Source organism: Nitrosospira lacus, from assembly GCF_000355765.4.
Lineage (GTDB): Bacteria > Pseudomonadota > Gammaproteobacteria > Burkholderiales > Nitrosomonadaceae > Nitrosospira > Nitrosospira lacus.
Genome location: NZ_CP021106.3, coordinates 1650318 through 1672832 on the forward strand (window position 1 = coordinate 1650318; position 22515 = coordinate 1672832).

General features: G+C 54.2%; 15 protein-coding genes. 8 read left to right on the plus strand and 7 right to left on the minus strand.

Going from position 1 to position 22515, the window contains the following annotated elements:
* The first annotated feature begins 21 nt into the window (after window positions 1-21).
* The 3 genes from EBAPG3_RS07370 to EBAPG3_RS07385 all read left to right on the plus strand — a co-directional run bounded on the left by EBAPG3_RS07370 (window position 22) and on the right by EBAPG3_RS07385 (window position 7023).
* Entirely contained in the window at window positions 22-1305 is a 1284-nt protein-coding gene (locus EBAPG3_RS07370) for an ABC transporter substrate-binding protein (RefSeq protein WP_004179903.1), read from the plus strand.
* Complete coding sequence (locus EBAPG3_RS07375) at window positions 1302-5429, plus strand: PAS domain S-box protein (protein WP_151898877.1); 4128 nt, start codon at window positions 1302-1304, stop codon at window positions 5427-5429. Before EBAPG3_RS07370 ends, EBAPG3_RS07375 begins: the two co-directional genes overlap by 4 nt.
* A gap of 364 nt (window positions 5430-5793) precedes the next feature.
* Window positions 5794-7023, plus strand: a complete 1230-nt coding sequence (locus EBAPG3_RS07385; protein WP_040852968.1) for an EAL domain-containing response regulator — start codon at window positions 5794-5796, stop codon at window positions 7021-7023.
* Between the two features lie 87 nt (window positions 7024-7110).
* Here the strand turns inward: EBAPG3_RS07385 and EBAPG3_RS07390 are convergent, their stop codons facing one another.
* Window positions 7111-7479 (minus strand): Mth938-like domain-containing protein, encoded by a 369-nt coding sequence (locus EBAPG3_RS07390; RefSeq protein WP_004179890.1) that lies wholly within the window; start codon window positions 7477-7479, stop codon window positions 7111-7113.
* Between the two features lie 226 nt (window positions 7480-7705).
* On the opposite strand from EBAPG3_RS07390, the gene EBAPG3_RS07395 reads away from it, so the two are divergent.
* The 4 genes from EBAPG3_RS07395 to EBAPG3_RS15600 all read left to right on the plus strand — a co-directional run bounded on the left by EBAPG3_RS07395 (window position 7706) and on the right by EBAPG3_RS15600 (window position 12590).
* Window positions 7706-8941, plus strand: coding sequence for a pyridoxal phosphate-dependent aminotransferase (locus EBAPG3_RS07395; protein ID WP_004179887.1), 1236 nt, complete (start codon window positions 7706-7708; stop codon window positions 8939-8941).
* 330 nt (window positions 8942-9271) lie between these two features.
* Complete coding sequence (locus EBAPG3_RS07400; protein ID WP_004179885.1) at window positions 9272-10588, plus strand: homoserine dehydrogenase; 1317 nt, start codon at window positions 9272-9274, stop codon at window positions 10586-10588.
* A gap of 82 nt (window positions 10589-10670) precedes the next feature.
* Complete coding sequence (gene thrC, locus EBAPG3_RS07405; protein WP_004179883.1) at window positions 10671-12092, plus strand: threonine synthase; 1422 nt, start codon at window positions 10671-10673, stop codon at window positions 12090-12092.
* Between the two features lie 252 nt (window positions 12093-12344).
* The gene (locus EBAPG3_RS15600; RefSeq protein ID WP_335582676.1) at window positions 12345-12590 is read left to right on the plus strand and encodes a helix-turn-helix domain-containing transcriptional regulator; all 246 of its coding nucleotides are present in this window, start codon (window positions 12345-12347) and stop codon (window positions 12588-12590) included.
* 225 nt (window positions 12591-12815) lie between these two features.
* On the opposite strand, the gene EBAPG3_RS07415 is transcribed toward EBAPG3_RS15600, so the two are convergent.
* Window positions 12816-13205 carry a surface-adhesin E family protein gene (locus EBAPG3_RS07415; RefSeq protein WP_335582687.1) on the minus strand — a complete coding sequence of 130 codons (390 nt, stop codon included), beginning with the start codon at window positions 13203-13205 and terminating at the stop codon, window positions 12816-12818.
* A gap of 33 nt (window positions 13206-13238) precedes the next feature.
* On the opposite strand from EBAPG3_RS07415, the gene EBAPG3_RS14960 reads away from it, so the two are divergent.
* The gene (locus EBAPG3_RS14960; RefSeq protein WP_004179881.1) at window positions 13239-13478 is read left to right on the plus strand and encodes a hypothetical protein; all 240 of its coding nucleotides are present in this window, start codon (window positions 13239-13241) and stop codon (window positions 13476-13478) included.
* A gap of 250 nt (window positions 13479-13728) precedes the next feature.
* Here EBAPG3_RS14960 and EBAPG3_RS07420 read toward each other — a convergent pair whose 3' ends face one another.
* The 5 genes from EBAPG3_RS07420 to EBAPG3_RS07440 all read right to left on the minus strand — a co-directional run bounded on the left by EBAPG3_RS07420 (window position 13729) and on the right by EBAPG3_RS07440 (window position 22506).
* Window positions 13729-15495, minus strand: coding sequence for an efflux transporter outer membrane subunit (locus EBAPG3_RS07420; protein WP_004179879.1), 1767 nt, complete (start codon window positions 15493-15495; stop codon window positions 13729-13731).
* On the minus strand, window positions 15492-16757 hold the full coding sequence (locus EBAPG3_RS07425; RefSeq protein WP_004179878.1) for an efflux RND transporter periplasmic adaptor subunit: 1266 nt from the start codon (window positions 16755-16757) through the stop codon (window positions 15492-15494). Before EBAPG3_RS07425 ends, EBAPG3_RS07420 begins: the two co-directional genes overlap by 4 nt.
* Window position 16758: 1 nt before the next feature.
* Window positions 16759-20019, minus strand: a complete 3261-nt coding sequence (locus EBAPG3_RS07430; RefSeq protein WP_004179877.1) for an efflux RND transporter permease subunit — start codon at window positions 20017-20019, stop codon at window positions 16759-16761.
* A gap of 153 nt (window positions 20020-20172) precedes the next feature.
* Window positions 20173-21198: a ComEC/Rec2 family competence protein gene (locus EBAPG3_RS07435; RefSeq protein ID WP_004179876.1), complete on the minus strand. Its 1026-nt coding sequence runs from the start codon at window positions 21196-21198 to the stop codon at window positions 20173-20175.
* 531 nt (window positions 21199-21729) lie between these two features.
* The gene (locus tag EBAPG3_RS07440) at window positions 21730-22506 is read right to left on the minus strand and encodes a gamma-glutamyl-gamma-aminobutyrate hydrolase family protein (RefSeq protein WP_004179871.1); all 777 of its coding nucleotides are present in this window, start codon (window positions 22504-22506) and stop codon (window positions 21730-21732) included.
* Window positions 22507-22515: the final 9 nt, after the last annotated feature.

Here is a 22515-nt window from a genome sequence, read left to right on the forward strand (position 1 = left end):
TACGGGGGAAGATCAAGTTTGATGGGCAGCTATAAAACGCGCGTTCTCCTTATTCTCCTGGCTGTCCTGCTGGTCGCCAGCGTTCTGATATGGCGGCAGCACTCGGCCGCGGAGCTGAGCATCAGGGTGGGGATATTGCATTCCCTGTCAGGTGTCCTGGCGCCGAGTGAAAAACCCCTGGTGGATGCGCTCCAGCTAGCGATTGAGGAGGCCAATGCGGCGGGTGGCGTCAATGGCCGGAAGATCGAGGCCATGGTGGTCGATTGCCGCTCCGATCCTGTTTATTGTGCCGAGCAGGCTGAGCGCCTGATTACCATGGAGCACGTGCAGGCGCTGTTTGGCTGCTGGACGTCGGCCTGCCGCAAAGCGGTGAAGTCGGTTGTGGAAAAACATCATCACCTGCTCTTTTACGCGCTGCAGTACGAAGGAATGGAGCAATCGCAGGAGGGCATGAGACAGTCGCCCAACGTCCTCTACGGCGGGGCAGTGCCCAACCAGGTGATCATGCCGGCCGTTCACTGGGCGCTGAGTCATCTCGGCAAGGCGGGTAATCGCAATAAACGCGTCAAGCGAATCTATCTGGTGGGATCGGATTATGTCTTTTCACGCGTGGTGCATATCCTCATAAAGGACCTGCTGGCCGCACATGGTGCGGAAGTGGTGGGGGAGCGATATCTGCCCCTGGGCCACGTTGATATGGATGAGCTGGCGACGGATATCCTTGATCAGCGGCCAGATATGGTATTGACTACCATCAATGACACCGACAATGCCGGGTTCTTTCAGGCGATCGCCAAAAGCGGAATTGTTCCGGATGAAATACCCGTCTTGTCGTTCAGCATTACCGAGGTGGGGCTGACAGCTCGGGATTTCCAGACGATGACGGGCCATTATGCCGCGCGAAGTTATTTTCAAAGCATCTCGTCCCCCAAGAATCAGGCTTTCGTGAACCGGTTTCGCGACCGCTTTGGTCAGCATGCCGTGATAGACGGTCCCATGGAAGCCTCTTATGTCAATATGCAGATATGGATTAATTCCGTGCTCGAGGCGGGTTCCGGCAACGTGACCCAGGTGCAGCGCACGCTTCTGCGCCAGAGTCTGCCCGCCCCGGAAGGGGTGGTGTCGGTCGATCCCATCACGCATCATGTATGGAAGGTGGGGCGCGTCGCCAAGGCTCGCGACGACGGTCAATTCGATATTGTCTGGGAATCGGGGCGCCCGCTTGAACCTGCGCCATTTCCCACCTACCGGTCCCTCGAGGAGTGGAATCGGCTGCTGGGGGCGATTTCCGGGTGGGAGCCATGAAATTTACCTCACTCACACAGCGCTTCGCGGTGTGGTTCATGGGTGTTTCTTTGCTGCCCATCCTGATAATTGGTTACAGTCTGCTGCGCACGTTTGAAATAGAGATGCAGAAAACGGCCATTCAACAAGTCTCGGCCATAGCGGACATGAAAGCGGAGCAGATCGACAGCTATCTGCGTGAGCGACTTCTCGATGCCAGGGTGATACAGACAGATAGCGCCATACGTGCGGCCATGCGCGAATTTGCCCGGGTATATGCCCTCAGCGGGTGGAAATCCGAGGCCTATCGTCTACTGGATGCCCAATACCGCGAGCAATTCAAACGTTTTGTAGAGGAAGCCGATTACTATGATTTGTTTCTGATTTCACCCGAGGGTGACATCGTGTATACCGACGCCCATGAATCTGATTTTGCCACCAACCTGATTACCGGTCCCTACCGGAACAGCGGCCTGGGGGTTGTGACTCGCGAAGCGCTGGATACATTGCAAAGCAGCGTCTCGGACTTTGAACACTATGAGCCTTCGCGCGGCAGGATAGCGGCTTTCATGGCGTCTCCCATCGTGGTTGAGGGGAAACTTGAAGGTGTACTGGCGCTACAGATCTACAGCGAACGCGTGTTCCAGGTGGTGCAGGATAACGTCGGGCTGGGGGCCAGCGGCGAAACCGTGCTCACCCGGGCTCTGAATCAGCGCACTGCGCTGGTGATTGCTCCATTGAAACATGAGCCCAATGCAGCGCTGGAACTGAAGATACCTCTGAATAACGCGCCGTTTGCGGTGATTACCCAGAGTGGTCTGCATGGCGAGCGCGGAGGCGGCCTGAAAATGGATTACCGCGGCAAGGAGGTGGTCGCGGCATGGCGGTATCTGCCTCGCATGAACTGGGGCATCGAGGTCAAGATGGATGCAGACGAGGTATTCGCTTTCCTGCAACGGGTGCGCACGCTCAGTTTGCTGATTCTCGGCCTGACGCTCCTGGCGGCCATCCTGGGCGCAATCTTGTTTAGCCGGCGTGTTGTCACCACGCTGAAGAATCTCAGCTACAGCGCCCGGCACATTGCCGCCGGCAATTTGCAGCAACGCGTGCCGGTGGCGGGATGGGACGAGATCGGGCAACTCGCCAGCACCTTCAATACCATGACGGAACGCCTGAATGCCAGCAACCGGGAAAGGGAAGGCGCGGAAAATAATCTGCGGCAACTCAATCAGGATCTGGAAACCAGGGTTGCGGCGCGCACCGCCGATCTGGAGCGTGCCAATGCAGCCCTCATCAGCAAGGAGGAGGAAACGCGTTCCATCGTCGAGCACATGGTGGATTGCATTATTACCATCGACGATAAAAGCATCATTCGTTCCGTCAATCCTGTTATCGAAAAACTCTTTGGTTACACCCGCGATGAAGTGATTGGCCAGAATATTTCGCTGATCATGCCAGAACCTCATCGCAGCGGCCACGATGGCTATATCGAGAGGTACTTCCGGACCGGACGGGGCCGCTGCGAATTCGATCACATTCTCACGCTTGAAGTCGAGGGATTGCATAACATCGGGATGGGCCGAGAAGTCGTGGGGCGGCACAAAAATGGGGAGCCTGTCGACCTGTATGTCGCGGTCAGCGAATATTTCGTGGGGGGAAAACGCTATTTCACGGGTGTTCTTCGTGATATCCACGAGCGCAAGCAGGTGGAGCAGGCTTTGCGCGGAAGCGAGCAGCGTCTTCGAGCCATCGTGGACAATCTGGCTGCCCTCGTCGGCGAAACGACCCCCGACGGAGTTTTCGTGGAGATCAACCGCACCGCCCTGGAGGTGGGCGGCCTGCGGAGCCAGGACGTCATTGGCAAGCGGCTCGATGAGACATGGTGGTTCTCTTATAACCCGGAAGTGCAGAGACAAACCCACGAGGATATTGAACGGGCTCAGGGGGGTGAGGTAGTGCGCCGTGATGTCGAGGTGCGTATTGCCAACGGCGGTCTTATGACGATCGATTTCATGCTCGTGCCGGTCCGCGACGCCGAAGGCCGGGTGGTTAAGCTGATACCTTCAGGCGTTAATATCAGCGAAAGAGTCCGTATCATGAAAGACCTGGAGCAGGCCCGGCTGGATGCCGAGCAAGCCAACCAGGCAAAATCGATTTTTCTTGCAGCCATGAGCCATGAGATACGCACTCCCATGAACGGTGTGATCGGCATGGCGGACGTGTTGCAGCAAACCAGCCTCAGCGGCTATCAGATGGAAATGGTCGATCTGATCCGTGAATCGGCTTTTGCCCTGCTGGAAATCATTGACGATATTCTCGATTTTTCCAAGATTGAGGCGGGCCGGCTGGAGATCGAAGAAGCACCCATGTCGGTGGTGAACGTGGTGGAGAAGGCCTGCAACATGCTGGAAAGCCTGGCTTCGAGAAAGGGAGTGGAACTCACCTTATTCCTCGATCCGGCGATTCCCGATGAAGTTCTCGGCGATGCGCTGCGCCTGCGTCAAGTGCTGGTCAACCTGGCCAATAATGCCATTAAATTTTCCAGCGGGCAGCATGAGCCGGGCCGGGTGTCGGTACGCGCGTTACTGGCGGGTCATAACCTGGATCAGGTGACGGTGGAGTTTCAGATATCCGACAATGGCATCGGCATGAGTGAGGAGACCCAGGCGCGACTCTTCACCTCCTTCACCCAAGGGGATGCTTCCACCACGCGCCGGTTTGGCGGTACCGGTCTGGGATTGGCCATTTCCCATCACCTGGTGCAGTTGATGGGGGGGAAAATTACAGTACAAAGCGCATTGGGCAAGGGCTCCATTTTTACCGTGCGTTTATCCTTCGTGCCACTGCCAGCCAAACCTTTGGGTGCCAAGGTTGTGGATCTGACCGGCGTCTCCTGTCTGGTACTGGGCGATGAAAAGGGGTTGAGCGACGATCTCGCCGTATATCTGAAACACAGCGGTGCCACCGTTGAGCGGGTGTCGGATCTGGCGGCCGCGCGGAAACGAATCGACACTCTGCCATCCGGCTTATGGTTGCTTGTCATCGACGCGGGACATGATGTACCACCGGTCGAGGAATTGCGCGCCGCCTGCCGTTCCCGGCCCGATCTCGATCCACATTTCGTGGTTCTTGAGCATGGACATCATCAGCCCGACATCGAGCCTCGCTTCGTTGTAATCCGGCGTGGGCGCCGCCGTCATGAGCGCTCCGAAGCGGTGGATACCGTCACGCTGGACGGCGACGTCATGCACCGCGACGCCTTTCTTCGAGCGGTGGCTATCGCGGCAGGGCGAATGCATGAGGAAGCAGAAGCGCAGCAGGCCGACAAGGTCGAAGCGGCGGTTGTGCCATCACGCGATAAAGCGATGCGTGAAGGCACGCTGATCCTGGTGGCTGAAGACAACGAGATCAATCAGAAAGTGATCCGACAGCAGCTCTCCCTGCTCGGTTATGCGGCGGATATCGCCGGAGACGGCAAGGAAGCGCTGAAACGCTGGGAGAGCGGCCACTACGGAGTGTTGCTCACCGATCTGCATATGCCGGAAATGGATGGCTACCAGTTGACCGCGGCCATTCGCAGCGCCGAACGGGGCGAGGTTCGCGTTCCCATCATCGCGTTCACCGCGAACGCCCTCAAGGGAGAGGCCGAGCACTGCCGCGAGATTGGCATGGATGACTATCTGAGCAAGCCGGTGCAGCTTGCTCACCTGAAAGCAGTATTGCACAAATGGTTGCCGGTTCCCAAGTCCGGTGCCCAGGCGCCTGCGGAAACCGCTATTCCCGCCACGCCAGCGACCGCGCAAAGATCCATGGATGTGAGTGTCCTCGAAGCGCTGGTGGGAAACGACCCGGCGATAATCAGTGAATTTTTGCGGGACTTTCGTGCCAGTTCGGCCCGAATAGCGGCAGATTTGCGTACCGCCGCGCAGGCGGGAGACGCGGCAACGGTCGGCGCGGCGGCCCACAAACTCAAGTCATCGGCTCGTTCGGTGGGAGCATTGGTATTGGGCGATCTATGTGCCGACATGGAAAAGGCGGGGAAGGCGGGCGACATCGACGCGGTGAAAGCGCTGATGCCACGCTTCGAAGCGGAATTGGCTGTCGTGAACAGTTATATTGATTCGTTGCACGGAGCGCCTGAATGAACTTTCGGAAGATTTTCGGAAGGAGGTGTCACGGCCGGCCGGTGGCAGGAGGGAGAATGGAGGGTCTGATGGGCGAAGAAGACGGGGGCTCGGATAGTGCGGTCGCGCAAGGAGCAGCAGCGTGTCTCGAAGGAAGCGCAACCCTGCAGCGGGATACGGGAGCCAGGAGTGTGGTCCCGGCATCTCCGTCCTCGCAAGGCCGACCGCCCGAAAACACCATCCCATTCGGCTTGCTGGTAAAATCGGACGCACACCGCGTTGCGCTCCCTGGCATCGCAGGCAAGGCAGGACCTGTGTCATGCGTTATATAGAAAAAAAATTACGCGGCTGTTTTGACGAATAACGATCCGAAGGAAAAAATACCATGGTCGAAAGATCCGCAGTCAGGATTCTGGTGCTTGACGATGAGTCCTTCATGCTCAAGCTGCTGAGCCACATTCTGTCAAACCTCGGATTTACTTCGGTTACGCTGTGCGATAGCGGACGAGCTGCCCTGGATCGGATAGGGGATAAGGATTCCCAGCCAAACCTGATTTTGCTGGATCTCAATATGCCGGAAATGGATGGAATAGAGTTTGTGCGGCATCTGGTCGGACGGCACTATACCGGTAGTCTCATCCTGGTGAGCGGCGAGGATGAGCGCATATTGCAGACCGCCGAAAAGCTGGTGCAAGCGCATAAAATCCCGATACTCGGGCACCTGCACAAGCCGGTCAAGCCGGAGACACTATCCGCACTGCTGGAGAAGTGGACACCTCCATCCGCGAGTGGTCCAAGGATAACGAAGAAAGTTTACGGGGAGGCCGAGTTACGTGCTGCCATCGACAATAGGGAGCTCATCAATTACTACCAGCCCAAGGTGGCGGTGGCCAGCGGTGAGGTGGTGGGCGTGGAGACGCTGGTTCGGTGGCGGCATCCTGTGGATGGTATCGTGTTTCCCGATCAATTCATCGGCGTGGCCGAAGCCTTCGGGCTGATCGATGATCTGACGCAAGTGGTGTTCACCGAAGCGGTGACCCAGGCCAAAGCCTGGCGACAAGCAGGACTGGCATTACGGGTAGCGGTCAACGTATCCATGGATAATCTGGCCTCGCTGAGTTTTCTGAATTTTGTTGCCGAACTTACGGCCAAGATTGGCGTGGCGCCGCAGGATATGGTGCTGGAAGTGACGGAAAGCCGGTTGATGCTGGATACTCGGGCTCCGCTCGAGATACTGACCCGATTGCGCTTGAAGCGTTTCCGGCTCTCAATCGATGATTTCGGTACAGGGCATTCTTCACTGGCTCAGTTGCGCGATATTCCCTTCGATGAACTCAAGATCGACCAGGGTTTTGTGCATCGCGCCTGGGCCGACGAGACGCTGCGGGCCATGTATGACGCCAGCCTGTCCCTGGCCAGGCAACTGGGCATGGAGGTCGTGGCCGAAGGAGTTGAAGACCGGAACGATTGGGACCTTCTGTATCGTACGGGATGCGATCTCGCCCAAGGCACTTTTATGTCGCGCCCCATGCTGGCTGCGGATCTGCCGGCCTGGATCGAGAGTTGGCGGGAGCGGGTGCGAAACGAGTTGTTTGTTCCTGCTGCCGGGGAGTAAATCAACCGCACCGGAAGTCCATGCGGGTTAAGGATGGATCCGCGGATTCGCCGGTAGTGTGTCCACGGATGAATTTATCCCGGATTCCTAAATAAGCAACGCCGCCGCCACACGCCGTCCTTCCGCTGTCAGTATGTTATAAGTGCGGCAGACGGCTTGGGTATCCATGACTTCCACTCCGACTTTTGATGCGATCAGCGTTTTTGTGAGGGAAGGGTGAGGAAAGCGCAGGGTGGCTCCCGTCCCAAACAACACCATTTCAGGCTGTAACGGGAGGAGAAGCTCGAAGTGCTCCGCTGTAAGCTGCTCAAAGGTTGCAGCTTCCCAGTTTTCAATGATGCGGTCGGGCAAAATGATCAGATTGCGTTCATAGCGCGTCTGATTGACCATGACATATCCGGCCCCATACCCGGTGAACATATTCTGTTCGGAAAATCCCGAAAGATGCAGCTTCAAGCAAGGCTCCATTTGCGACGGATTGGCGTGTCGGGTAACATTACATCTTTTTTGCATTGCAATAAAGCGGAATAAAGAGAGAACTGGGGAATTTCTCGGGATATGCCGAATCGGGTGCTGGATGAAATATAGAATTCCGGCACTGAAGCCCTGTCATTGCGACAATTTTTAGCGGTGCCTACCGAACCGGTTCGCGGACCGTTTTGCGGATGAGCCTTCTCAATTCATGCAACCTATACTGAAATCCAGCAAGCTGGCAAATGTGTGTTATGACATACGCGGGCCTGTGCTCGATCACGCCAGGCAAATGGAGGAGGAAGGGCATCACATAATCAAGCTCAATATCGGCAATCCGGCATTATTTGGTTTTGATGCACCGGAGGAAATCCTGCAGGATGTCATTCACAACCTGTCCGCCGCTTCTGGCTATTGCGACTCCAAAGGCTTGTTCGCCGCGCGCAAGGCGATTATGCATTACACCCAGGAGAAGCAGATTCGCGATGTGCGGATGGAGGATATCTACATCGGCAATGGCGTTTCCGAGTTGATCGTGATGGCCATGCAGGCATTGCTGAACAGCGGCGATGAAGTACTGATTCCATCGCCCGACTATCCGTTATGGACCGCCGCGGTGGTACTCGCAGGGGGCACGGCACGGCACTATACCTGCGACGAGCAGTCCGGCTGGCTGCCTGATCTGGACGATATTCGTGCCAAGGTTACTTCCAATACCCGCGCCATTGTCATTATTAATCCCAACAATCCTACCGGCGCGCTTTATCCGGACGATCTGTTGCATGAAATCATCGAGATTGCCCGCCAGCATCACCTTATCATCTATGCGGATGAAATTTATGATAAAGTGCTATACGATGAAGCGACGCATACTTCGATTGCTTCATTGGCAGATGACGTGCTTTTTATTACCCTGAACGGGTTATCCAAGAATTATCGGGCAGCCGGATTTCGTTCCGGCTGGGCAGTGGTTTCAGGAAAAAAACAATTTGCCCGTGATTATATCGCGGGATTGACCATGCTGGCCTCGATGCGTCTGTGCGCAAATGTGCCCTCGCAGTTCGGAATCCAGACCGCGCTTGGTGGCTACCAGAGTATTAATGATCTTGTCATGCCGACCGGCCGGCTTATGCGCCAGAGGGATCTCGCCTGGAAATTGCTGACCGATATTCCCGGTGTTACGTGCTTCAAGCCAAAGGCCGCGATGTATCTGTTTCCGCGCCTGGATCCGGAAATTTACCCGATCGAAAACGATCAGCAATTTGTGCTGGATCTGTTGATGGAAGAGAAGGTGCTGCTGGTGCAGGGCAGCGGTTTCAATTGGCCATATCCGGATCATTTCCGCGTGGTATTTTTGCCGAACAGCGACGATCTGAGCGAGGCGATAGGTCGCATCGCGAATTTTCTTGCGCGATATCGCAAGCGTGCCGGACGTGAGCGGGCCTGAGAATGGGTGGAAATGTAGCGGGAAGGGAAAAAGCTTCCTGTCGCGTACTCCCTTATCAGCCCATCCACCAATTTAACCTAGACCCGGTAGTTGACCGCTCATTTAATAGCAGTGCTATGTTTAATAAACGATATTTTGTGTTACCTGCTTTTCGCTTTTTGGGTGAGGTCGCTACGGGTGAACTGTTCAGTTTTAACGGTCCATGGTTGCGTTGCAACTTCTTGGAATGGAACGGCATTCCGCGTCGTTGCGCCTTGCTCTTCACCCCAAAACCGCATACTTCACCCCATCCAACTACCGAATTTAGGCTTTAATCATTCCGCATAAATTATGAAACCCATCAATGTAGGTCTGTTAGGTATCGGCACCGTCGGCGGTGGCACGTTCACGGTACTCAAACGTAATCAGGAAGAAATTACCCGTCGTGCCGGGCGAGGCATCGTCATACGCATGATTGCCGATCGCGATGTGGAGAAAGCGCGCGCGATCGCGGGTGACGACGTCATAATCACCGCCGATGCGAACGAAGTCGTGACCAATCCCGACATCGACATCGTGGTCGAACTGATCGGTGGTTATACCGTCGCGAAGGAGCTGACGCTGAAGGCCATCGAAAATGGCAAACATGTCATCACCGCCAATAAGGCATTGCTCGCTTCGCACGGCACGGAGATTTTCGCCGCGGCGCAGAAAAAGGGCGTGATGGTTGCGTTCGAGGCGGCGGTGGCGGGTGGCATTCCCATTATCAAGGCACTGCGCGAGGGCTTGACCGCCAACCGTATTGAATGGATTGCCGGAATCATTAATGGCACAAGCAATTTCATCCTGTCGGAAATGCGCGATAAAGGGCTGACGTTCGACACCGTGCTGAAGCAGGCGCAAAAACTGGGTTATGCCGAAGCTGATCCAACTTTTGATGTCGAAGGGATCGATGCCGCGCACAAACTTACCATCATGGCGGCTATCGCCTTCGGAATTCCGATGCAATTCAATAAGGCTTATACCGAGGGCATCACGAAATTAACCCGTGAGGATATCCGGTATGCGGAGGAATTGGGCTATCGCATCAAGCTGCTGGGGATTACCCGGCGGACGGCCAAAGGCATCGAATTGCGCGTCCATCCCACGCTGATCCCTGCGCGGCGGTTGATTGCCAATGTGGAAGGCGTGATGAACGCTATTGTGGTGAAAGGCGATGCGGTGGGCGCTACTTTGTATTATGGCGCGGGGGCGGGCGCGGAACCCACCGCCAGTTCGGTGGTGGCGGATCTGGTGGATGTTACCCGCATGCACACCGCCGATCCCAAGCACCGCGTCCCTCATCTCGCTTTTCAACCCGACCTGCTGTCGGATACCCCCATTTTGGCGATGGAGGACGTGGAAACCTCATATTATCTGCGATTGCGGGTGATGGATAAACCAGGGGCCTTGGCTGATATCACCCGCGTACTCGCCGATCTCGGCATTTCCATTGACGCAATGGTGCAGAAGGAGCCCAGCGAGGGGGAGGAGCAGGTAGATATCATCATGCTTACCCATTTGGCGGTGGAGCGAAATATTAATGCCGCGATCGCCAAGATCCAGAAACTGCCCTTGCTGACCGGTAAGGTAACGCGTATCCGGCTTGAAGAACTGAATGGTAAATAATTCCGGCGCTCCCGGGATTCCGGGCGTGAGCAAGGAGGGTTGGCGCGGGAATATTCTTTGTTCTTTTTTTTTGTGGTGAAAAATGCGTTACATTTCGACTCGCGGCGGCATGCCGCCCAAAAAGTTTTCCAAGATTCTCCTCGCCGGCCTGGCTCCCGACGGGGGGTTGGCAATGCCCGAAGAATATCCGGAAATCAGTCCGGCGGTATTGGAAGAATGGCGGAGCCTGAGTTATCAGGACCTTGCATTTGAGATCCTTTCCCGTTTTGCGGATGATATTCCGGCCTCTGATCTGCGCGGCATCATTGACCGTACCTATACTTCCGAGTTGTATCGCACTGACGAGATTACCCCGCTTAAAACCCTGGAACCGGGGCTGCATATTCTGGGACTGTCGAATGGCCCGACGCTGGCTTTCAAGGATATCGCCATGCAATTGCTGGGTAATCTGTTCGAGTATGCACTGACCAAGACAGGCGAGGATCTCAATATTCTTGGCGCCACTTCCGGCGATACGGGGCCGAGCGCGGAATACGCCATGCGCGGCAAGCGCGGCATTCGCGTGTTCATGCTGTCGCCGCAAGGCAAGATGAGTCATTTTCAGACTGCGCAAATGTTTTCCTTGCAGGATCCGAATATTTTCAATATCGCCATTCGTGGTGTATTCGACGATTGCCAGGATATTGTCAAGGCGGTCAGCAATGATCATGCGTTCAAGCAAAAATACCATATCGGCACCGTCAACTCGATAAACTGGGCACGGATCTCGGCGCAGATCGTGTATTACTTCAAGGGTTATTTCGCCGCCACCCGTTCAAACACGGAGCAGGTATCGTTTGCGGTACCGTCCGGTAATTTTGGCAATATTTGTGCAGGCCATGTGGCGCGCATGATGGGGCTGCCCATCAGAAAGCTGATTCTTGCCACCAATGAAAACGAGGTGCTGGATGAGTTTTTCCAGACCGGTTGCTACCGCCCGCGCGCCACGGCGGAAACGGTCCATACGAGCAGCCCCTCAATGGATATTTCCAAGGCCTCCAACTTCGAGCGCTTCATTTTTGACCTGACCGGGCGGGATACAGCCAAGGTAAAAGAGTTGTGGCGGGCGGTGGACAAGGGGGGCGCCTTCGACCTTGCCGGTACGCCCTTGTGGGAAAAGGTAAAGGATTTCGGCTTTGTATCAGGAACCAGCAATCATGCGGCGCGCATCGCCATGATACGCAAAATCCGGGAGCAATACGGCGTACTGGTTGATCCGCACACGGCGGACGGCTTGAAGGTGGGATTGGAACATCGCGAAGAGGGTGTGCCGCTGATTTGTTTGGAAACCGCGCTACCGGTTAAATTTTCCGAGAGCATCGTCGAGGCTATTGGGCAAGAGCCGGCTCGGCCATCCGGATATGAGAACCTGGAAAACCTGCCGCAGCGGTACGTGGTGATGAATGCCGATGCGGATGCGGTCAAGGCATTTATTGTCGAGCAGACCTCGGGAATCTCTGGGTAAATCCAGTATCGACACCAATCAAAACCCGAATCCGGCAGTCGGACGGGGCGGAGGTACAAGAGTAAGGTGTTGCGAGCAACGCTGCCATGCGCCGTAACAACCGTGCAATTTGCCCTGTAGCAGGCTCAATCGAAAGGTAAGAGTCAAACAGCATAAAACATTTGTCATTAGTCCTAGGGCTAACCTGATACATGAGCGGTCAACCGCCGGATTCAGGTTTAATACTTCTGCTCATCCAATCCGTTAATATTATTGGCTAATACGCCGATAAGATTCAGTGGCGATACCGCTGCTCTGATGAGCTCCTTGCGCGTGGTGAGCCGTGTTAAAGGGGTAAGCCGGATCGCGGAAACCTCTGGCCTAACCCGAAAGGACGTGCAGAAAGCCCTTTCGGAGAACGGCAACCCGCAATTTGGTAGCGTGAACGCCATTATGCACGCGATGGGCTATCGCTTAATCTCGCAAAAACTGTCTTCAATACCGGAGTCCATGCCTTAAGTCAATCAGTCAATCTTAAGGCCGGTAGGCCCTCTGGGCTCGGCGTTTCCGAGAAACCTGGTCTACGAACCGGGCTGAATTTCGGAGATCAGATTCGACTCAAAGCCAAGTTGGACGGGGTTTTACGCAAAATCCTATGGAACTTTAGTGCTGTTTGTTTAAATGCACCCTTTAGCATAGATACGTATTAATGTTGAACCTGACACCTTTGTGCTTTGACACCTTTCATTTCTTGGGACATAAAAGTCTCATTAATTCTTCCCCCATACTATGCGGGACTATGTCTATGTATTCAATATCTTTTTCTGTGTAAGAATATGAAAAAAAAGGAGATCTATTTGTACTATATGCATACATGGCCGTCCTGGCAAACTTATGTTCATTACAATTTATATTTCCCCTGGTTACGGTGTAGCGGTAGTCCTTGAAAGAAGGGTCCATTGCAATTGATTTTTTTAAAAGATCATCTGTTATCACAAATTTTTCCCATACGGAAATAACACCTTTTCCCAAGTCCTTTATTCTATCTTTATCGTAATAAGCAGGTCCGGTGGTGCCAAGTGCAAACTGTACCCATTCCGCACTTGAGCTTGCGGAAAAGATTGCTATTAACATTGCTGCCAAATACCTCATTTTGGCATCTCTATCGTGTCATTGGTAATCCTGTCAGGCACCCACCTGAATGGCGTTTCCATCTTCTCTCCTTTTGTCGGTCATGTGGTCGTCGGTCATGGCCTATTGTATGACGTTTCCCCGGAAAAAGAGGAAAACCCCGAGGACTGGCCCACCGGGGTTTTATCTCTTACCAGCCGCGTAGCCAGGTGGGCTATTACTAGCCGTCATGGTTTTCAGGCATTCATGGCTATTCCCGGTTCGCGAAGACACTGATATGAAAATTTCATGAATAAAACTGGTGCTGCATCTCCGCTGGCAGAGATTCTTTCACCCCATCCTCCAATGATGCCGGGGTCAGTGGGAAAAACTAATTGTGGGACATCTCAAGAAGCGAAAGAGCATAAATCAGCCAGACATTTTTGAAGCCGATTTCCTTTAAGTCCGACAGGCTGCCAGCGAGGCATATCAAAGCGCTGTCTTTGATACTCACAATTTTTTGGAACGGTGCCTTTGCAAGATGCAGTTATGGAACCCCGGGCTGTGTCAAATTGTTTTTGTTGTTACTGGCGCTAAGATCCACATATGGAACCAGGGGCCGTGTCAAATTATTGTTTTTGCTGCTACTGGCGCCAGGATCCACCAAAGGAATCCATGGAACCAGGGGTTTCATCAAATTATTGTTTTTGATGTTTCTATCGACGGGATCCGCATTGACGTCAATTCCGCCGACCGGCGTTGGCTTGTCAAGACCAGAATATTGCAATATGCCAAAGGGTTGAATTTGATCGTCAGCGGGCAATTGATCGCGGTTCCAGCCTCCTCCAAGCGCGCGAATAAGTGCCACCGATGCTTTCAGCAGGTTAGTCTTGATCTGTACAGAATCGATGCTTGCCGTCAGTGTGCCGAGCTGGGCATAAATGAGTTCGAGGCTGGTGGCCAAACCGCCCTTATAGAGATCCATGGTAAGATCCTGTGTGGTACGTGCGGCTCCGACAGCAGCGTCCTGCCGTTTGGCAGCAACATCCATCCAGTAAGTCTGGGTCAGGTTATTTTCAACTTCACGAAAGGCATTCAACACTGTCGAACGATATGTATTTTCTGTCTCGCGATAGACTGACCAAGTTTGCTGCAATTGAGCCCGGCGATATCCGCCCTGGAAAATCGGAATAGAAAAAGACGAGCCATAGGCCCAGAAACTGTTAGCCAGGCTGAGCAGATTGAGTCCGGAATCCTCAAGTCCTCCTCCGAGCCGGAAGGCCACATCCGGAAAGAAAGCGGCACGTGCAATTCCAATGGTGCGGTTGGCCTGTGCCATCCGGCGCTCCATTGCGGCAATATCGGGCCTGCGCTCAAGTAAAGTAGATGGAATTGTCTGTGGAAGGCTAAAATGCGCGGTAAGGAGTTCATCTACCGGCTCGATCTTAAAGCTGGCCGGAGCGAGATTAAGGAGAATTGCAATGGACTGCTCCGCCACCTTGCGATCACCATGCATCAGAGCCAATTTTGACTCGGTAGCGAACAGCAGCGACTGGGCCCGTGCTACGTCGAGATTAGAGGCGATTGCGCCTTCAAACTGAGTCACCACAACATCCAGTGAGTAGTTATAAAGACCAATCGACTGTCTGTAAATCGCAATTTGCGCATCCAATCCACGCAGTGCAAAATAATTCGATGCAATTTCCGCCTGAAGAATAAGGCGTGCGAGTCCATAATCGGCCGCACGTTCTTCAGCACGATAAATTTTGGCCTGTGCCGCATTCCGAAGTTTCGACCAGAAATCCGGTTCCCAGGTTGCAATTCCATCCATCATGACTTGAGTATCGCTGTCAGGTTCTCCAGGAGCACGAAAGAGGGTATGATCGGATTGCCTGTTATTATTACCGCCGAACCCAAAGCCGAGTTGCGGAAAATATCGAGACCGTGCCTTCATCATTGCGTTGCGCGCTTGGACGAACCGTTCAGCTGTTGCCTGCAAGTCTGGATTGGCTGCAATCCCCTGCTCTATAAGACCGTTTAGAATTGGATCGTCATATAGTTTCCACCAGTCGGGCCGGAGCGCATCATCCGACGGTTTAGCCTTAACGAAAGAACTCGTTCCCTCCCAGGAATCCGGAACAACAAATTCAGGCGCTTTATACTCGGGTGACAGATCGAATGCGGGAAAGGGAATGCTGGCGCAAGCCGCTAGGCTGGCCAGAAGTAAAAAACTGCCAAACCTTGTCCCGAGACGACAGAAATGTGAAATATGGGTTCCTTTTTTATGCCGCAAGTCAATCATCGTCGGTGTCATAGTGCATGTGATCCGTTTAACGCTTGTTTTACCCTCGGATCCGGCATTTCCGAATGGGAGGCTGGTTTCGATGACTCCGGCGCCGGCTCTTTTGGCTTGTTGATCATATCGTATCCCGGTGCAGGCGCAACAATGGACACCTTGTCACCTTCAAGTATGGCAGCGCTGGGATTGTTTATAATCCGGTCCTCTGTTGAGATGCCCTCGCTTAATTCGACAGTAGCGTCGAGGATTCTTTGTATTTTGATCGGCTTGAAGTGAACAGTGTTGTCGTCATGCACCACGGCCACTCGCGTCCCCATCTCATCAAATACCAGTGCGCTGGATGGAATGGAGAGGTGTCTATTTTCAACATCCACGGTCAGATTGACTGATGCATAGGAACCCGGCCACAGATCCTTCTCTTCGTTTTCAATCACGAATTGGGTGACCACCGTACGTGTACTCACATCGAAGCCGCGAGCAGTAGTCAAAAACTCGGCTTCAAATTTTCGACCGGGAAATTGGGGCACGGTGAGATTGGCTTTCAGGCCGTCATGCATCAGGGCGCCGAACCGCTCGGGCACACTGACAAACAAACGCAACCGGGTGATGTCCGCGACAGTAAAAAGATTACGGACCTCCCCTTGCGGTGTACTGATCGTGCCTTCCTTATTGATGAAGTCTCCCACATTGATGGCGCGGTTGATGACTACGCCGTCATACGGCGCAATAATTGTTTTAAACCCGATCAATGCTTCAAAGTTGCGGACATTCTGCATGGCGGCATTGACCCTTGCCTGTTGGGCTTTTGCTTCGGCCACCTTTACCGAAATCGCCTGCTCGGATACCGCCTGGTTTTTGCGCAAGGCTATCCACCGGTCCGCAGTAAGTATGGCGAGGTCATTAAGGGCCACTTCCGTCGCCAGATCCGCCTTGGCTTGCCGGTATTGGGCATCGAGCGCCGGCGCGTTGATTTCGGCAAGGACATCTCCTCTCTTGACTCTCGCCCCCCAATCCGAATGCCACATCTTTACATACCCGGATACCTGGGCATAGATCGGCGCCTGGAACCATGCCTGGATCGTACCCGGAAGCTGGATGGTTTCTTGAGCAGGCAGGTGCTCGGCCTTGACGATGGCCACAGTCCGAACATCATTCTCCATCGCCTTTTCTGTTAAAGAATCCATATGATTACGGGATTCCATGACTCGGTAACCCAGATAGACAACACCAAGAACTACCGCAAGAATCACAATACCTTTTTGACTTGATTTTTTCATATCAGGAGTTTCCGAGTTGAGGAACAATCTCTTTGTCGCCAGGAACGCTTTCCTTGTCTTTAGGAGCGCTTCGTGCGTAATACATGATGGCATACACAGCCGGGACAAAGAACAGGGTATATACCGTTGCAAACATCAAGCCGCCAATGACTGCACGGCCGAGCGGCGCATTGGTGGATCCTCCCAACGCCATCGGAAGCATGCCCATGATCATGGCCGCCGCAGTCATCAGAACAGGTCGAATGCGGGCTTTGCCGGACTCGATGGCGGCCAGCAGCGGGTCGCCGTGCGCTTCGATACGCTCCAGCGCATAGGCCACGACCAGTATGGAATTTGCCGTAGCCGTCCCCATGGCCATGATGGCGCCTGTCAGGGCCGGAACAGAAATATTCGTCTGGGTCAGGAACAGGGCCCAGGCAATGCCTGCCAAAGCGCCGGGAAGGGCTGTAATGATAATGAAGGGAACCAGCCATGATTGAAAATTGACGACAAGCAAGAGATAGATCAGCACGACAGCCGCTACGAGACCGATAAGCAGTTCGCCATAAGTAGTAACCATATTCGCGGCCTGGCCGGCGATTTGGACGTCGGAGCCGCGGGGTACTTCTCCGTCCATCTCCGCGACGATTTTCTTGACGTCATCCAGCACGTCGCCCAGCCCCCGCCCTTCGGCGGATACATACACTTCAACCAACGGCATGATGCCCCTGTGGGTGACCAGGCCGGGCGTGCCTACCGGCGTTTTCTGCGTCAGGTTGCCCAGGAGCTGATAATCCTGATCCAGGCCGGCTTCGCCCTCTCGCTTGACAGGAATCCTGTTCAATTCATTGGTGCTTGAGACAAAAGGTTGAGGCTGATAGATGTTGATCTGGTATGACATGCCTGTCTTCAGGTCCAGCCAGTATTTCTGGTCGATCTGCTGGGTTCCGTTGGTCGTTATCAGCATATTCAGGGCAATATCGGATTCGCTCCTGTCGACACCGAGTCCATATGTCCTTTGGCCTTCAACAAACAAGGTGGGCGTGCGCATGGTTTGCTGGATCACCACGTCGGAGGAGCCGGCGATTTTACGCAGCTTGCCTTGCAATTTGCGCGCATATTCGTAGTTTGCGTAGATATCCATCCCGTTAACCTGAACAGTAATCGGAGAGGGGGCACCGAAATTCAGGATTTTCGCTATCAGATCGGCTGGCTGAAAGGTGAATTCGCTCCCCGGATAGCGCTCCTTCAGACCTTTATGGATAATTTTCCGGATATCCCACACGGCTGATTTGTCGTCGAACAGGGTGATCGTCAGGTCGCAGTCCTGCGTGCCGATCGTGGGCGTCGGAATAAAGGCCAGGTTATGCGGCCCGACGGGTAAGCCGCAATTGCTGATGACGCCTTCAACCTGCCCGGGAAGCATGCGCGAGATATCCTCCGAAACCAGCGTTGTAATGCGGTTTACGGCTTCTATCCGTGTGCCGAGAGGCGCCCGCATATGCATCTGGATGGTCCCCGACCTGACCTCGGGGAAAAAATCGCGGCCGTTGAAGTAGAACAGGACAAGGGAGAGGAGCGCGAAAGCCAGCATGATCGTTACGAACCGGCGGCGATTTGCAATTGTTTGTTCGAGCAGCCCGCCATACCAAGCGCAGAATTGAACAAAGCGAGCCTCGAATGCCTCCTGAAAACGGGAGAAAATCCCCATATGATATTTTAACTTCTCCTTGAAACCGGCAGCCTTCCCCGCCGGCTTTTCCTCGCCATGGCCGCCTTCCTTTCCGTGCCCTTCTGCGTGAGGATGCTTGATAAGATATTTCGCCATGGTCGGCACGAGCGTACGCGACAGGATAAAGGACGCCAGCATGGCGAATATCACCGCCAGCGCCATCGGCTTGAACAGATAGCCCGATACGCCGGAAAGCGTGAACAGCGGCAGCCAGACAATGCATATGCATAATGTGGCGAGCAGCGTCGGAATAACGATCTGGTTTGCCGCGTCGATGATTGCCTCATCGAGTTCCTTGCCCATTTCCAGATGGGTATCGATGTTTTCGATCATCACTGTCGCATCGTCGACAAGAATCCCTACCGCCAGCGCCAACCCGCCCAGCGTCATGACATTCATCGACTCTCCCAGCACCTGCAGGAAGATGAGGGAGGTTAAAATACACAACGGAATGGAAGTCGTAACGACTACCATGGGACGCCACGAGCCGAGCATGAGCATGACGATCAAACCGACAAGGATGCCGGCGATCGCCATCTCATGCGTCACCTCGTTGATGGATTCCCGTACGAAGACCGATGCATCAGTGATGATTCTAACGTCTACATGGGACGGTACGATCTCCTTGATGCGCGGAAGGACCGCCCTGATCCCGTCGACCACGTCCAGGGTCGACGCCTCGCCGCTTTTCATGACCACAATAATGACGGCCTGTTTACCATCCACAATGACGGAGTTTGTTTGCGGCGGCCCTGCCAGCTGGACATCGGCGACGTCGCGCAGGAAAACGAACGAATTTCCTTCCCTCTTAATCGGAATATCGTTGAATTCCGGAATCTCCGGCGGCATCGCGTTTGTCTGGACCATCCAGTCGGTCTGCTTTATCTTCATATCGCCCGCGGGCAGCACGATATTCTGGCGATCGAAAGCCGCATGGACATCGGTTGGCGATATATTGCGGGCCAGCATCTTGTCTTGATCGAGGGATACCAGAAGCTGCTTGGGTTTTCCACCGTAAGGATGCGGAACAATCGCCCCGGGGATCACGACAATTAGGGGCCTTAGCTGGTTATAAGAAAGATTGTAAAGGTCTGCCGGCGTCATCTCGTCCGAGGTAACCTGCAGGCTGGCAACCGCTACCTGAGAGGCTTCCAGCCGCATGATCATGGGCGGTGAAATATCCGGCGGCAGCGCCTTGACAATCGTCTGGGCGATGGCTGTGACTTCCGCTTCTGCGCCAGGGAGGTTGGTGTGGGGCTGTAGAAAAATATTCGTGATACTGATGCCGTAGTAACACTGGCTGACGATGTCCGAGATACCTTCCACCGTCGAGGTCAAGAAGCGTTCGAAGAAAAAAGTGATCCGACCCGACACATCCGTCGGCAACATACCGGCGTAAGCCCAGACTACGGAGATCACGGGAATCTTGATGGTGGGAAAGACGTCTGTTGGCGAGTGCCGTATCGCCCTGATTCCGAATATGACGATCAGGATTGACAGGACCACGAAGGTGTAAGGTCTGCGTAACGCAATCAGTACGATCTGGTTCATACGATGTTTTCCCTTGAGCCTTCGTTAAAAAATTCGTTTACTTACAATATTGCACGTAAGGATGAGGCAATCCCGGGCAATCCCTTTGCAAACCTTTATAAAACAATACAGTTGCCTAAGCCGCATAAAGAAAGGAACTGTCACTGGCAATTATTACAACTCAAGTTTAGACGTGCCGCCTCCAGCCTTGCGCCTCCAAACGGTCTGAATAGGGTTATTGCCGATCCCTTGCCAAACCCAGGAGTTGATCGCCGGGCAGAATATCGCAGGAGAATGAGGGGGGTGGGAGTCGGACCGGCCCCGCTGTTCCAGAGAATCTTGTCCCCTAGCCGGCATCGTACGGGTCCGGTTTGCGCCAGGTGCCATCATCCGGCTCGCCTTCGTTATGTATTGCCCGATCGCTGCGTCGGCGTATATCCCGGCAGATTGTGATGGCCAAATTGGTTGCCCGATATCGATAAGATGGACGTTACAGTATCGGCCCCCGGTATCGAACCGTAGCTGATTAGGAAGTGTTTTGGCAATTAATAGGAAGATGGCGCCGAAGGCTGCAGTAGCCGGATTGTTTCCCGACGCGATGGCAATCGCGGCAGCGACCGAGGATATTTTTGCGATATTTTTGCGTCTCCCAGTTCCGCCGACTTGAAGGGTGGAAAAGCTCTGGAAGCTCTGAAGCTTGTTGGTATGCTCCAAGGCATAGTCAAATCCAATCTCGGCGGCCTCGTCGTCTGTCTTTCCGACAGCCCGGGGGAAAACAACTTGGCACATTGTCAGGATTTGGTTTACGTTCAGGCCGCAAGCTCCAAAGATCGTCGCCGATGCGGCCGCGGCTCCGCAGGCGATTTGCTGGGGGCGAGTGCCTGCTGCGGCCCATTGCGCCGCATTTGCCACCGCGTTCGAGATGGCCTGGCTTACGACTCGCATGTTGTCCGCATTCAGGAGTCCTATGACTCCCCCTGAGTGGTCCTTGTCGTAGTGGCTGACGAGAATATGATCGAGGGGGTAACCGTAACCTCTGAGGATGGGATCGATAAAGTTGTGGACTGTCTCAGCATACCCAAGCAGCCCGCCATCGATCAATATCGTCCGGTGTCGCCCGGCTGCCACATCTGCCGCAACAACGAACGCACTTTCTCCCTGCCTGACGTCAATCGTATGGATGGTGAGTTGCAGAGCCATGAGCTTCCAAGTTCTCCCTTCCAAGATAAACAAGTAATTCTCACACCCGAGAGCGTTTTGCTGCTTGCTATCGACTGATCAGCGTAGGTTTAAATTACCACGCCTCTTGTCAGAGGAATATGATGTATTGGTGGTAGTTTTGTGAATCCTGTCAAGGAGATATGATGGATTGGTGGTCATTTTGTGAATCCTGCAGCCTGAATCATTCAAGAAGCGTTGGCGGCTGCAGAGCCTCGTATGAGAGGGGAAGTGCTGACCGAAGCGCAGGTTTCTGCTCTGGAGAAGAAGCAGGACGGCCTGTCTTTCACCACTGGAAACACTCATGCTTTTATCACCGATCCCAAGGGATGAGTATGAGAGACCGTGGTACTTTAGGCGGTGTGTACAGCGTAGCTGGAGATATCACGATACGGGGCAGGTCGTGGGTTTGTCTGGCACAGGCCGTAGAGGGCATTCATCATCCGGTCGTTCGTCGCCTGGTCGAACTTGCGAAACAGGCGCATCACCGCCTTGAAGTTGGGAAATCTCGGTTCATACGCGTTGTTTTTTAGCGGCGCCAAGGAAATCATCCAATATGGGGCCTGAGTCAAGGAGTTCGCTGGCGCCGGCGTGAAACTCGGGGTGCCACTGAAATGCCACGACATAGGATTCCCCTCGCATGCGTATGGCCTCGATAATACCATCGCTCTCCGATACCGCCTCGACCAGTGAATCCCGCCCCAGCCGCTTGATTGCCTGATGATGAATGCTGTTGACAAGGTGTGTATCCGTATCCTTGTACAGTCCGGCCAGCCTGGAATTCTCCTCGATATGGATGGCATGCCGGTGCTGGTCGTACAGCACGGGATCCACATGGGAAATGGCATTGGGGTGTTCAGTGACGATATCCTGGTAAAGACTTCCGCCCAATGCAACATTGATAAGCTGCAGGCCGCGGCATATGCCCAATATGGGTTTGCGCTGTACGACACACTCCCAGAATAATTCTATTTCGTAAAGATCCCGCACCCGGTCGCCTGACCACTCCGGCCGCGTGGGGATTTCGCCATAAGAAATGGGACTGACATCCGCGCCGCCTTGCATCACCAGGCCATCTATTTCCTTGACATAGTCGCTGACACGCACACTGGAACGTTCCACGCCCCCCGACTCAATGGCCGGGAGCATGAAAACCAGCGCACCGCGGCGCATGATCCAGTGGGCAACGGTTTGCTCAAGATACTGCAGGGTCTTATTGCGAAAGCCCAATTCCGCGGGCGGATGATGCAGGATACGCGGCGACAGGCCGATACGTAGCGGGCGTGTCATGTGAGGGGG

Bases quoted from the DNA above. Each gene is read 5' to 3' on its own strand.
- EBAPG3_RS07435 (WP_004179876.1), bottom strand. From the start codon at position 21,198: ATGGCTCTGCAACTCACCATCCATACGATTGACGTCAGGCAGGGAGAA.
- thrC (WP_004179883.1), top strand. From the start codon at position 10,671: ATGCGTTACATTTCGACTCGCGGCGGCATGCCGCCCAAAAAGTTTTCC.
- EBAPG3_RS07395 (WP_004179887.1), top strand. From the start codon at position 7,706: ATGCAACCTATACTGAAATCCAGCAAGCTGGCAAATGTGTGTTATGAC.
- EBAPG3_RS07400 (WP_004179885.1), top strand. From the start codon at position 9,272: ATGAAACCCATCAATGTAGGTCTGTTAGGTATCGGCACCGTCGGCGGT.
- EBAPG3_RS07375 (WP_151898877.1), top strand. From the start codon at position 1,302: ATGAAATTTACCTCACTCACACAGCGCTTCGCGGTGTGGTTCATGGGT.
- EBAPG3_RS07415 (WP_335582687.1), bottom strand. From the start codon at position 13,205: ATGTTAATAGCAATCTTTTCCGCAAGCTCAAGTGCGGAATGGGTACAG.
- EBAPG3_RS07440 (WP_004179871.1), bottom strand. From the start codon at position 22,506: ATGACACGCCCGCTACGTATCGGCCTGTCGCCGCGTATCCTGCATCAT.
- EBAPG3_RS07420 (WP_004179879.1), bottom strand. From the start codon at position 15,495: ATGACACCGACGATGATTGACTTGCGGCATAAAAAAGGAACCCATATT.
- EBAPG3_RS07370 (WP_004179903.1), top strand. From the start codon at position 22: ATGGGCAGCTATAAAACGCGCGTTCTCCTTATTCTCCTGGCTGTCCTG.
- EBAPG3_RS07425 (WP_004179878.1), bottom strand. From the start codon at position 16,757: ATGAAAAAATCAAGTCAAAAAGGTATTGTGATTCTTGCGGTAGTTCTT.
- EBAPG3_RS07385 (WP_040852968.1), top strand. From the start codon at position 5,794: ATGGTCGAAAGATCCGCAGTCAGGATTCTGGTGCTTGACGATGAGTCC.
- EBAPG3_RS07430 (WP_004179877.1), bottom strand. From the start codon at position 20,019: ATGAACCAGATCGTACTGATTGCGTTACGCAGACCTTACACCTTCGTG.